The following is an 11789-nucleotide window of genomic DNA, read 5'->3' as shown; positions in this document are numbered from 1 at the left end:
CGCCACCCGGCAGGAAAGGCTAGCGATAATCCTCCGCATCCACATCATACCCGGACGGCTCCCAGCGGATCGCCAGCAGCGACGCCAGGCCGATAAACGGCGCCAGCGCAATCACCCAGAACACGGCGGTATCCAGCGAGGCGACCAGCAGCGGGAACAGGAATAGCGACAGCGTCGAGCTGCTGCGCATCAGCGTCTGGTTGAGACCCACGCCCACGCCGCGCAGGGAGGTCGGGTAGCTCAGCGAGGCAAACGTCATGGTATGCGCGCCCGGGCCGAAGCCCTGACCGAACAGGAATAGCGCCAGCATCGCGACCGCGAGCACCCCTTCAGAGGCGCCTTCGGGGCGGCCAATCAGCGCCAGCCCGAGCAGCGCCACAAGCTGGCAGGCATAACCCGCAAGCGACATCCGCCAGGCGCCGAAGCGCGGCACGTAGCGTACCGCCAGCAGTCCGCCGACGAAGGCAAACAGCAGGTTAAGCACCAGAGAAATGAGAATGGTGGTGAGCATTGACTGGACAAAGAAGCTGGAGATGATCACCGGCAGACCAAACGCCACGGCGTTATAGGCGAAGGAAGAAACGACAGACAGCAGCGTGGCGAGCGTCGTGCGGCGTAAGTAGATGCCGCGGAACAGGTTCAGATAGTTTGACCATTTCGCTTTATTCACGACAGGTGCAGGCTGGCTGAGCGCGTCCTGAGGCACGTGGGCATTGATGTTATACGACTGGCGTAAAATCGACGCCGCCTCTTTCAGGTTGCCCTGATTCGCCGCCCAGACCGGGGATTCGCTCATATAGCGGCTGCGGATGGCGATAATCACCAGCGCGGGCACCGCGCCAAATCCGAGGATCAGGCGCCAGAGCCAGTCGCTGTGGCTTTCCGGCAGCACGGCGTAGAAGAAAAGTACCAGCAGGTAGGAGATGCTGATGGCGGCATACCAGGTGGGGCACCACATCGCGACGCTGGAAGCTTTATTTCCGGGCCCTTTCAGCCTGGCGAACTCGCTTAAAAACGCCATCGCCACGGGAAGGTCGATCCCGACCCCAAGCCCCATCACAAAGCGGGCGCCCGCGAGCACATATTCGTTCGGGGCCAGCGCACAGGCGATAGCGGCGACGACAAAGAAGACCATATCGGCCATAAAAACGCGGTAGCGCCCGATTTTATCCGTGAGGTAGCCGCCAAGCAGCGCCCCGACGATAGCGCCAAAGGTAATCGCCGAGGCTACCATGCCGGTACCGGCGGGCGTCAGGTTAAATTCGCGGGTGATGTCTTTAATGCCGAACGCCAGCGCGCCAAGATCGTAGGCGTCGAGGAAAATGCCGCCCAGCGCGATACCGACCACGATACGGGCGTTTGCCCGGCCCTGAGAACCATCATTAACGAGGCGTGATACATCCGATGCGCTGCGCACCCACTGGATGTCGCCATCAGGAGGATTACCTGCCGTTGAAAGGGGAGTTGTTTCTGTGATTTCAGCCATTTTCTTCTTGTATGGTTGTGTTGTGTCCCTAACAGTTACCACAGGCAGAAGGTGACCAAAATCACATTTGGCTATAAGGCATAACTAACCCTTCGGAGCGTCTTTTTTCTTCCTCTTGAGCTTCGTCCAGATTTTGGTCTCCTGACGACGCCACAGGCGCTGGATATTGTCGTGATGACGCAGCAGGATAAGACAGGAGAGCATCGACACCGGGAAGGTGAACTGGGGTTTGAACCACCAGACGTAGAACGGCGCGATCAGCGCGCTGACGATAGCGCCCAGCGACGAATAGCCGCTCAGAAGAATGGTCAGAAGCCAGGTCCCGGCCATGACGCCGGTTAAGTCCCAGCCGATGGGCGCAATGGCACCAAAGGCGGTCGCCACACCTTTACCGCCTTTAAAGCCGAAGAATACGGGCCAGATGTGGCCGACGCAGGCAGCAATAGCAATGAGCCCCAGCCAGAAAGGCGTGACGCCCAGCGCATACGCGCCCCAGACGGGTAGCATCCCTTTCAGAACATCAAAAATCAAAACCGCTACGGCTGCTCCCTTGCCGCCAATTCGTAGTACGTTGGTCGCCCCCGGATTCCCGGAACCATTTTCACGCGGGTCAGGTAACCCGGCAATGCGGCAGACCAGAATGGCGCTGGAGATTGAGCCGCAAAGATAGGCGAGGAGGATCATTCCAGGCGCGATTGCACTCATAACGCTGTTCCGTTTTGAAAAGGTATCTGTATTCTCAGCATCTGTGGATAATACGCATAATTCGCCGGAAGTGGTATCCGGTTTAGCCAAAAAGCAGGCAGGTCGTGATGGATATTGTATTTATAGAGCAACTTTCGGTAATCACCACAATTGGTGTTTACGACTGGGAACAGACCATAGAGCAGAAACTGGTGTTCGATATCGAAATGGGATGGGATAACCGCAAATCGGCAAAAAGCGATGACGTGAACGACTGTCTGAGCTATGCCGACATCAGTGAAACGGTCATCGCCCACGTTGAAGGGCAACGTTTTGCGCTGGTTGAACGGGTGGCGGAAGAAGTCGCAGAATTGCTGCTGAAAAAATTCAACTCACCGTGGGTGCGCATCAAGCTGAGCAAACCGGGCGCGGTGGCGCGCGCCGCCAATGTTGGCGTCATCATTGAGCGTGGCACAAATCTGAAAGGCAAGAATTAACGTCATAATTGCTAAACCATTTTAGGTTATACCGGTCTCAAGACTGTATCTTATCGGTTGTCCGTATGGGGCACCGTTTTTTTATATCTTTTTTAGGGGTTTATAGATGAGCGATATGCACTCGCTGCTGGTGGCGGCAATACTGGGTGTGGTCGAAGGATTGACGGAGTTTTTGCCGGTTTCCAGTACGGGCCATATGATTATCGTTGGCCATCTGCTGGGCTTTGAAGGGGATACCGCGAAAACGTTTGAAGTGGTGATCCAGCTGGGGTCTATTCTGGCGGTAGTCGTGATGTTCTGGCGTCGCCTGTTTGGCCTGATCGGCATCCATTTTGGTCGTCCGCCTCAGCACGAAGGGGCCGGTAAAGGTCGTCTGTCACTGATCCATATTCTGCTCGGGATGATCCCTGCAGTGGTGCTGGGCCTGGTTTTCCACGACGCCATCAAGTCTCTGTTTAACCCGATTAACGTGATGTACGCGCTGGTGGTGGGGGGCTTCCTGCTGATCGCCGCGGAAGTGCTGAAGCCAAAAACGCCGCGCGCGGAAGGTCTGGACGATATGACGTATCGTCAAGCGTTTATCATTGGCTGCTTCCAGTGTCTGGCGCTGTGGCCGGGCTTCTCGCGTTCAGGCGCTACCATCTCCGGTGGGATGCTGATGGGCGTAAGCCGTTACGCCGCGTCAGAGTTTTCGTTCCTGCTGGCGGTGCCGATGATGATGGGCGCCACCGTACTCGACGTCTATAAGAGCTATCACTTCCTGACGGCTGGCGACATTCCAATGTTCGCCGTCGGCTTTATCACTGCGTTTATCGTGGCGCTGATCGCCATCAAAACCTTCCTGCAGTTAATTAAGCGTATCTCGTTTATTCCGTTCGCGATCTATCGCTTTATCGTGGCGGCTGCGGTGTACGTGGTCTTCTTCTGACCGATGGCCCTCAGTCTTTCGGCTGAGGGCAATGCTTTTCCTTCCAGTCCGACACCGCCTGAATTCGCCGTTTCGTGAGTTCTTCGCGAATTTCTGGTCCTTTGAATCCTGCTTCGACAACGTCCTTCGTGGGCACCGCTTTCGCTACGTCCCAGGCTTTACGCAGTAAACGTCCCTGCGGGTAATCGCACGCTTCAAACCCGGTACGACCGCGCACGTCAGCTTCGCTGGTGAGCGCGATTTGCTCTACGCGCTGGGGTTTGCGCCAGGCGTCGATGTTATCGAAAAGCTTAACGATGGTGGCCGGTTTCAGGATCGGGAAAGTGTGGATCAGGTCGTGGAACTCGGCCACCAGTTTCGCCAGATCGCGGATCTCGTTCGGCACGCGCAGACGCTGACACAGCCCCTCGACCAGCTTCACCCCTGCCGGGCCGTGGCCGTGGTGGCGAGGCCAGAATTCTTTTGGCGTTAGGCCTTTGCCGAGATCGTGGCAAAGGGTGGAAAAGCGCACGTCCACGTCAGGGCTGAGCATGGCCGCCATGCTCAGGGTCATCAGCGTGTGTACGCCGGTATCAATTTCCGGGTGCCATTTTGCCGGGGCAGGTACCCCAAACAGCGCGTCTATTTCCGGGAACAGCACCTTCAGCGCGCCGCAGTCGCGCAGGACCTGGAAAAAGACCTGCGGGTTACGCGTGGTGAGCGCATTTTCCGTCTCTTTCCAGACGCGCTCTGGCGTCAGGTGTTCAAGCTCGCCCGCCTCGGTCATGGCTGTCATCAGTGCCATTGTCTCATGGGCAATACGGAAACTGAGATGGGCGTAACGCGCGGCAAAGCGCGCCACGCGCAGCACGCGGAGCGGATCTTCAGAAAACGCCGGGGAGACGTGACGTAAAAGACGGTTGCGCAGATCGTCCTGACCGCCATAGGCGTCAACGATCTGCCCGTGCTCGTCCTGCGCCAGCGCGTTGATGGTGAGATCGCGGCGCAGGAGATCTTGCTCCAGCGTCACGTCCGGCGCGGCATAGCAGGTGAAGCCCGTATAGCCCGAGCCCGATTTCCGCTCGGTACGCGCCAGGGCATACTCTTCACGGCTTTTCGGGTGCAGAAACACGGGAAAATCGCGGCCTACCTGCTGGTAGCCCGCGTCAAGCATCTCTTCAGGGGTGGCGCCAACCACCACCCAGTCTTTATCTTTGACCGGCAGACCTAACAACGCATCACGTACCGCACCACCGACCAGATAACTCTTCACGCCCAACTCTCCCGTTTTCTCTTTTCCAGAATGATACGTAAGTCTGGCAGAGAAGACGAATTAGTTCATCCAGCGGTCTTTACGCTTACGGCTTGGGATCAGATGCGGCAGCACCAGACCCAGTACCAGGCCCACGCCCAGCACGCCGCCGCCATACATAAACCACTGCATGATAATGGTGCGCTGTTTGTCGTCGAGCTGCAGATTGGCGGCATTCACCTTCTTCTGCGCGACAATCAGCTCGTTTTTCAGCTTCTGGTTCTCTTCTTTCAGACCGTTAATCACACCATCGCTTTGCGCCACTTTCTGCTGCATTTCAGCGGTGCGCTGGTTCCAGGTGCCGTCGATGTTGTTCAGCTTGTCGGTCAGGGTCTTCACCTGGTTTTCCAGATCCGGCACGCGCGTGCGCAGGCTTGGCACGGTGCTCAGCTCTTTCAGCGGGATCCAGGAAGTGCGACCGGTACTGTCGCGAACCTGACCATAGTTGGTGTCCGCGTTGGTCTGTAACAGGGTGACTTCCTCGCCGGCATTCACCGTGCCCACGAGGCGATAATTATCTCCGGGGCCACTGCGTACCCAGGTGTTCAGTTCGTCAGAAACGTAACGCTTCTCTTCAGCGTGCACTGCGGTTGCGGCGCTAAAAGCGAGTAAAGTAAGTCCAATCAGGCGTAATTTAAGCATCATTAGTCGTTATTTTCATAAATAGTGGAACGATAGTAGTGGCAACAGTGTCTCTACGCAAAGCATTCGTCAGCAATCAGAATCATCTGTGTCACGACTCTACAGATTTACGCCCGACAAATTGCTCATTGCATGGCAATTTGGCGCAAAATACTATGTACTGACAAACAAATGGCGAGGAAGTTCGCCCTCATTGACGCGTCTGTGACGCACGCAAAAGTACAAGGCTATGGCACAAGAAATCGAATTAAAGTTTATCGTCGAAAAAGACAGCGTTGACGCACTCCGCCAGCATCTGCATACGCTTTCCGGCGAACACCATGCACCGGTACAACTGCTTAATATCTATTACGAAACGCCAGACAACTGGCTTCGCCGCCACGATATGGGGCTGCGCATCCGCGGCGCGAGCGGGCGCTACGAGATGACGATGAAAATTGCCGGCCGCGTGGTCGGCGGTTTACACCAGCGCCCGGAATACAATATCGACATCAGCACGCCAGAACTTGAGCTGGACCGTTTCCCGGCGGAAGTCTGGCCGGAAGGCGAGCTGCCTTCCACGCTGGCGGAGCAGGTACAGCCGCTGTTCAGCACCGATTTCTGGCGCGAAAAATGGCTGGTGACCGAAGGCAAAAGCCGCATCGAAATCGCCCTCGATCTGGGGGAAGTAAAGGCGGGTGAGTTTCAGGAGCCGATTTGCGAACTGGAGCTTGAGCTGCTGGAAGGGGACGCGAATGACGTGCTGAAGCTGGCGCGCAGGCTGGTAAACCAGTCCGGATTACGTCAGGGAAGCCTGAGTAAAGCCGCGCGGGGTTACCATCTGGCCGCCGGAAATGCGCCGCGCGTGCTGAAAGAGACGACCATCCTGCACGTTGCGCCGAAAGCCAGCGTTGAGCAGGGTCTGGAAGCCGCGCTGGAGCTGGCGCTTTCTCAGTGGCAGTACCATGAAGAGCTGTGGGTGCGAAATGTGAAAAACGCGAAATCCCACGTGCTGGCGGCGATCGCCCTGGTGCGCCATACCCTGACGCTGTTCGGCGGTATTGTTCCTCGCAAAGCGAGCGCTCACTTACGTGACCTGCTGACGCAAACCGAAACGCTGATGCTCTCTGACGTATCGGCGCAAACGGCGATCTACAGCCCGCAAGCCGCGACGGCAAAACTGGCGCTGACCGAGTTCCTGGTGACGCGCGGCTGGCGCGCCTTCCTGGCTGCGAAAGCAGAGGCCAAAATCGCGGAAAACTTTAAGCGTTTCGCGGATATTCATCTTTCCCGTCATGCCGCTGAACTGAAGACTACGTTTGCTTACCCGCTGGGCGATCAGTATGGCGATCAGCTTCCCCGTCTGTCGCGCAACATCGACAGCATGGTGCTGCTGTCCGGTGCCTATGACGGCGTGAAGGCGCAGGCCTGGCTGGAGAACTGGCAGGGTCTGAAGCATGCCATTGAAACCCGCCAGCATATTGAGATTGAGCATTTCCGTAACGAGGCCATTTCGCAGGAGCCGTTCTGGCTGCACAGCGGAAAACGTTAACTCTGGCAAGGAACCCCTATAATGCCGCTTTCTTCAGCGTTACAGCAGCAGTGGCAGACCGTTTGCAAACGTCTGCCTGAGTCATTACCGGCGTCATCGTTAAGCGAGCAGGCGAAGAGCGTGCTCGCCTTCAGTGATTTTGTGCAGGAAAGTATCGCCGCCAACCCGAACTGGCTGGCAGAGCTTGAGAACGCGCCGCCGCAGGCGGACGAGTGGCGGCATTACGCCGGCTGGCTGCAAACCGCACTCGAAGACGTTGCGGATGAAGCCACGCTGATGCGCGTCCTGCGCCAGTTCCGCCGTCGGGTGATGGTGCGCATTGCCTGGGCGCAGTCGCTGGAGCTGGTGAGCGAAGAGAGCACGCTGCAGCAGCTGAGCGAGCTGGCGCAAACGCTGATTGTCGCCGCGCGCGACTGGCTCTACGCCGCCTGCTGTAAAGAGTGGGGCACGCCGTGCAGTGAGGAAGGGGTTCCTCAGCCGCTGTTGATTCTGGGGATGGGCAAGCTGGGCGGCTGCGAGCTGAACTTCTCCTCCGACATTGACCTGATTTTTGCCTGGCCTGAGAACGGCTCTACGCGCGGCGGCCGTCGCGAGCTGGACAACGCCCAGTTCTTTACCCGTCTCGGCCAGCGTCTGATTAAGGCGCTGGATCAGCCGACGCAGGACGGTTTTGTTTACCGCGTGGACATGCGCCTGCGCCCGTTTGGCGACAGCGGCCCGCTGGTGCTGAGCTTTGCCGCACTGGAAGATTATTACCAGGAGCAGGGGCGCGACTGGGAGCGCTATGCGATGGTTAAAGCGCGGATCATGGGCGACAGCGACGACGCTTACGCCAACGAGCTGCGCGCCATGCTGCGCCCGTTCGTGTTCCGTCGCTATATCGACTTCAGCGTGATCCAGTCCCTGCGTAATATGAAAGGGATGATCGCCCGTGAGGTGCGCCGTCGTGGTCTGAAGGACAACATCAAGCTCGGCGCGGGCGGCATTCGCGAAATCGAATTTATCGTTCAGGTCTTCCAGCTTATTCGTGGCGGCCGTGAGCCGTCCCTGCAGTCCCGCTCGCTGCTGCCGACGCTGAGCGCCATCGAGCAGCTGCACCTGCTGCCGGACGGCGATGCGCAAACCCTGCGCGAGGCCTATCTGTTCCTGCGCCGTCTGGAAAACCTGCTGCAAAGCATCAACGACGAACAGACCCAGACCCTGCCGGGCGATGACCTCAACCGGGCGCGTCTGGCCTGGGGCATGCGCGTGGACGACTGGTCAGCGTTAACCGAACGGCTGGACGCCCATATGGCGGGCGTGCGCCGCATCTTTAACGAGCTGATCGGTGATGACGAAAGTGAATCGCAGGACGATGCGCTTTCCGAGCACTGGCGCGAGCTTTGGCAGGATGCGCTTCAGGAAGATGACACGACCCCCGTGCTGGCGCACCTGAGTGACGACGCCCGGCATCGCGTGGTGGCGCTGATCGCGGATTTCCGTCTCGAACTAAATAAACGCGCCATCGGCCCGCGCGGTCGTCAGGTGCTGGATCACCTGATGCCGCACCTGCTGAGCGAGGTCTGCTCGCGGGCGGACGCGCCGGTGCCGCTGTCGCGCATGATGCCGCTGCTGAGCGGGATTATCACGCGTACCACCTATCTGGAGCTCCTGAGCGAGTTTCCGGGGGCACTCAAGCACCTGATTACGCTCTGCGCCGCGTCGCCGATGGTGGCCAACAAGCTGGCGCGTTACCCGCTGCTGCTGGATGAGCTGCTCGACCCGAACACGCTGTATCAGCCAACGGCGACAGATGCCTACCGGGACGAGTTGCGTCAGTATCTGCTGCGCGTGCCGGAAGAAGACGAAGAGCAACAGCTGGAGGCGCTGCGTCAGTTTAAGCAGGCGCAGATGCTGCGCGTGGCGGCGGCGGATATCGCCGGAACGCTGCCAGTGATGAAAGTGAGCGATCACTTAACCTGGCTGGCAGAGGCAATCATCGACGCGGTGGTGCATCAGGCGTGGGTGCAGATGGTGGCGCGCTACGGCCAGCCGAAACACCTGGCCGATCGTGAAGGACGAGGCTTTGCGGTCGTGGGGTACGGTAAGCTCGGCGGCTGGGAGCTGGGCTATAGCTCCGATCTGGATTTAATCTTCCTGCACGACTGCCCGGTTGACGTGATGACCGACGGCGAGCGTGAGATAGACGGGCGCCAGTTCTATCTGCGCCTGGCGCAGCGCATCATGCACCTGTTCAGTACCCGCACCTCGTCGGGCATTTTGTATGAAGTGGATGCGCGCCTGCGTCCGTCCGGCGCGGCGGGCATGCTGGTGACCTCAACGGACTCCTTCGCCGATTACCAGAAGAATGAAGCCTGGACGTGGGAGCATCAGGCGCTGGTGCGCGCTCGCGTGGTGTATGGCGATCCGCAGCTCAAAACGCAGTTTGACGTCATCCGCAGGGCGGTTATGACCACCGTACGTGATGGCAGCACGCTGCAAACGGAAGTGCGCGAAATGCGCGAGAAAATGCGCGCGCATCTCGGCAATAAACACCGCGATCGCTTTGATATTAAAGCCGACGAGGGCGGGATTACCGATATTGAATTTATCACCCAGTATCTGGTGCTGCTGCACGCCCATGACAAGCCGAAGCTGACGCGCTGGTCCGATAACGTGCGCATTCTGGAACTGCTGGCGCAAAACGACATCATGGACGAGCAGGAGGCGCAGGCCTTAACCCGCGCCTACACGACGCTTCGCGACGAGCTTCATCACCTGGCGCTGCAGGAGGAACCGGGGCACGTGGCGCTGGACAGTTTTGCTCATGAACGTGCTCAGGTAACGGCCAGCTGGCAGAAGTGGCTGGTGGAACCGTGCGTAACAAATCAAGTGTGATATTATCGCGCGCAAATTGTGAATCTTTCTGGAGTCAGGAATGAAAGTAACACTGCCAGAGTTTGAACGTGCTGGGGTAATGGTTGTTGGGGATGTGATGCTGGATCGCTACTGGTATGGGCCGACCAGCCGCATCTCTCCGGAAGCACCGGTACCGGTGGTTAAGGTCGACACCATAGAAGAGCGTCCCGGCGGCGCGGCAAACGTGGCGATGAACATTGCCTCTCTGGGCGCGCAGTCGCGTCTGGTTGGCCTGACCGGCATCGACGATGCGGCGCGCGCGCTGAGCAAGTCGCTGGCGGACGTGAACGTGAAGTGCGACTTCGTTTCTGTTCCGACCCACCCGACCATCACCAAGCTGCGCGTGCTGTCGCGCAACCAGCAGCTGATCCGCCTCGACTTTGAAGAAGGTTTCGAGGGCGTTGATCCCGAGCCGCTGCACGAGCGTATCAACCAGGCGCTGGGCAATATTGGCGCGCTGGTGCTGTCGGACTACGCCAAAGGCGCGCTGGCCAGTGTGAAGACGATGATTCAGCTGGCGCGTAAAGCCAACGTCCCGGTACTGATCGACCCGAAAGGGACCGATTTTGAGCGCTATCGCGGCGCAACCCTGCTGACGCCAAACCTCTCCGAGTTTGAAGCGGTGGCGGGCAAGTGCAAAACCGAGGAAGAGCTGGTTGAGCGCGGCATGAAGATCATTGCTGATTTCGAGCTGTCCGCGCTGCTGGTCACCCGCTCCGAGCAGGGGATGACGCTGCTGCAGCCGGGCAAAGCGCCGCTGCATATGCCAACCCAGGCGCAGGAAGTGTACGACGTGACCGGTGCCGGTGATACGGTGATCGGCGTGCTGGCGGCGACGCTGGCAGCAGGAAACTCGCTGGAAGAGGCGTGCTACTTCGCCAACGCTGCGGCGGGTGTGGTCGTCGGTAAACTCGGGACCTCAACCGTTTCGCCAATTGAGCTGGAAAACGCGGTGCGCGGTCGTGCGGATACCGGTTTTGGCGTCATGACCGAAGACGAGCTTAAGGTGGCCGTCGCCGCCGCGCGCAAGCGTGGTGAAAAAGTGGTGATGACCAACGGCGTATTTGACATCCTGCACGCGGGCCACGTTTCGTATCTGGCGAATGCGCGCAAGCTGGGCGATCGCCTGATTGTGGCGGTTAACAGCGACGCGTCGACGAAGCGCCTGAAGGGTGAAACGCGTCCGGTGAACCCGCTCGAACAGCGCATGATTGTGCTCGGCGCGCTGGAAGCGGTGGACTGGGTAGTGTCGTTTGAAGAAGACACGCCGCAGCGTCTGATTGCCGGCATTCTGCCGGATCTGCTGGTAAAAGGCGGGGATTACAAGCCGGAGCAAATCGCGGGTAGCGAAGAGGTCTGGGCCAACGGCGGCGAAGTGATGGTGCTCAACTTTGAGGACGGTTGCTCAACCACCAACATCATCAAGAAGATCCAGAAAGACAGTCAGTAAAAAACGGGCCTGTTGGCCCGTTTTTTTCTCCCTCTCCCTGTGGGAGAGGGCTGGGGTGAGGGCATCAGGCCGCACTTACTCCTGGTCGTCCATCGGTGGAATAGCCGGTGCCGGCTTCACTTCTTCCGGTGCATTACGGTTTTCCAGCTCGGTCAGACGCTGTTCCAGCAGCGCCAGCTTCTCGCGGGTGCGCAGCAGAACCTGGGTCTGCACGTCAAACTCTTCGCGGCTGACTAAATCAAGGCGAACCAACTGCGCCTGCAGCGTCTGGCGGATTTTTTTTTCTACGTCATCACCAAATTCACGAATGCCTTTTGGCATAGATTCATGAACCTGACGCGCGATCTGCTCAATTTTTTTCGGGTCAATCATTGTCGTTTCC

At 58.6% G+C, this 11789-nt stretch carries 10 protein-coding genes; 5 read left to right on the top strand and 5 right to left on the bottom strand.

Translation table 11 applies throughout. The features are described from left to right. Window positions 1-19: 19 nt before the first annotated feature. Both GVO84_RS19200 and plsY read right to left on the bottom strand, forming a co-directional pair. Window positions 20-1486: an MFS transporter gene (locus GVO84_RS19200; protein WP_159514925.1), complete on the bottom strand. Its 1467-nt coding sequence runs from the start codon at window positions 1484-1486 to the stop codon at window positions 20-22. 84 nt (window positions 1487-1570) lie between these two features. Then, window positions 1571-2191, bottom strand: a complete 621-nt coding sequence (plsY, locus tag GVO84_RS19195) for a glycerol-3-phosphate 1-O-acyltransferase PlsY (RefSeq protein WP_023309216.1) — start codon at window positions 2189-2191, stop codon at window positions 1571-1573. 107 nt (window positions 2192-2298) lie between these two features. On the opposite strand from plsY, the gene folB reads away from it, so the two are divergent. Beyond that, window positions 2299-2667 carry a bifunctional dihydroneopterin aldolase/7,8-dihydroneopterin epimerase gene (gene folB, locus GVO84_RS19190; protein ID WP_023333447.1) on the top strand — a complete coding sequence of 123 codons (369 nt, stop codon included), beginning with the start codon at window positions 2299-2301 and terminating at the stop codon, window positions 2665-2667. 106 nt (window positions 2668-2773) lie between these two features. Then, window positions 2774-3595 (top strand): undecaprenyl-diphosphate phosphatase, encoded by an 822-nt coding sequence (gene bacA, locus GVO84_RS19185; protein WP_023333446.1) that lies wholly within the window; start codon window positions 2774-2776, stop codon window positions 3593-3595. Window positions 3596-3605: 10 nt separating this feature from the next. On the opposite strand, the gene GVO84_RS19180 is transcribed toward bacA, so the two are convergent. Both GVO84_RS19180 and GVO84_RS19175 read right to left on the bottom strand, forming a co-directional pair. Continuing rightward, the gene (locus tag GVO84_RS19180) at window positions 3606-4847 is read right to left on the bottom strand and encodes a multifunctional CCA addition/repair protein (protein ID WP_159514924.1); all 1242 of its coding nucleotides are present in this window, start codon (window positions 4845-4847) and stop codon (window positions 3606-3608) included. A gap of 60 nt (window positions 4848-4907) precedes the next feature. Next, window positions 4908-5528 carry a TIGR04211 family SH3 domain-containing protein gene (locus GVO84_RS19175; protein ID WP_024906484.1) on the bottom strand — a complete coding sequence of 207 codons (621 nt, stop codon included), beginning with the start codon at window positions 5526-5528 and terminating at the stop codon, window positions 4908-4910. A gap of 229 nt (window positions 5529-5757) precedes the next feature. Between GVO84_RS19175 and GVO84_RS19170 the strand changes: the two genes are divergently transcribed. The 3 genes from GVO84_RS19170 to hldE are packed head-to-tail and all read left to right on the top strand — an operon-like array spanning window position 5758 to window position 11407. After that, a complete protein-coding gene (locus GVO84_RS19170; RefSeq protein ID WP_159514923.1) occupies window positions 5758-7059 on the top strand; it encodes an inorganic triphosphatase in 1302 nt (433 codons plus the stop codon). A gap of 21 nt (window positions 7060-7080) precedes the next feature. Next, entirely contained in the window at window positions 7081-9936 is a 2856-nt protein-coding gene (gene glnE / locus GVO84_RS19165; RefSeq protein ID WP_159514922.1) for a bifunctional [glutamate--ammonia ligase]-adenylyl-L-tyrosine phosphorylase/[glutamate--ammonia-ligase] adenylyltransferase, read from the top strand. Between the two features lie 40 nt (window positions 9937-9976). Continuing rightward, the gene (gene hldE, locus GVO84_RS19160; protein WP_029740691.1) at window positions 9977-11407 is read left to right on the top strand and encodes a bifunctional D-glycero-beta-D-manno-heptose-7-phosphate kinase/D-glycero-beta-D-manno-heptose 1-phosphate adenylyltransferase HldE; all 1431 of its coding nucleotides are present in this window, start codon (window positions 9977-9979) and stop codon (window positions 11405-11407) included. Window positions 11408-11482: 75 nt separating this feature from the next. Here the strand turns inward: hldE and ubiK are convergent, their stop codons facing one another. After that, a complete protein-coding gene (gene ubiK / locus GVO84_RS19155) occupies window positions 11483-11779 on the bottom strand; it encodes a ubiquinone biosynthesis accessory factor UbiK (protein ID WP_159514921.1) in 297 nt (98 codons plus the stop codon). Window positions 11780-11789: the final 10 nt, after the last annotated feature.

Origin of the sequence: Enterobacter sp. SM3 (assembly GCF_009811935.2) — a bacterium.
GTDB classification, from domain to species: domain Bacteria; phylum Pseudomonadota; class Gammaproteobacteria; order Enterobacterales; family Enterobacteriaceae; genus Enterobacter; species Enterobacter asburiae_D.
Note: the sequence above shows the minus strand (reverse complement) of the source record. Positions and strands in the feature narration are given on the sequence as shown.

Excerpts from the sequence above, each read along its gene's own strand:
- GVO84_RS19175 (WP_024906484.1), bottom strand. The coding sequence starts at position 5,528 with ATGCTTAAATTACGCCTGATTGGACTTACTTTACTCGCTTTTAGCGCC.
- glnE (WP_159514922.1), top strand. The coding sequence starts at position 7,081 with ATGCCGCTTTCTTCAGCGTTACAGCAGCAGTGGCAGACCGTTTGCAAA.
- folB (WP_023333447.1), top strand. The coding sequence starts at position 2,299 with ATGGATATTGTATTTATAGAGCAACTTTCGGTAATCACCACAATTGGT.
- GVO84_RS19170 (WP_159514923.1), top strand. The coding sequence starts at position 5,758 with ATGGCACAAGAAATCGAATTAAAGTTTATCGTCGAAAAAGACAGCGTT.
- GVO84_RS19200 (WP_159514925.1), bottom strand. The coding sequence starts at position 1,486 with ATGGCTGAAATCACAGAAACAACTCCCCTTTCAACGGCAGGTAATCCT.
- plsY (WP_023309216.1), bottom strand. The coding sequence starts at position 2,191 with ATGAGTGCAATCGCGCCTGGAATGATCCTCCTCGCCTATCTTTGCGGC.
- ubiK (WP_159514921.1), bottom strand. The coding sequence starts at position 11,779 with ATGATTGACCCGAAAAAAATTGAGCAGATCGCGCGTCAGGTTCATGAA.
- hldE (WP_029740691.1), top strand. The coding sequence starts at position 9,977 with ATGAAAGTAACACTGCCAGAGTTTGAACGTGCTGGGGTAATGGTTGTT.
- bacA (WP_023333446.1), top strand. The coding sequence starts at position 2,774 with ATGAGCGATATGCACTCGCTGCTGGTGGCGGCAATACTGGGTGTGGTC.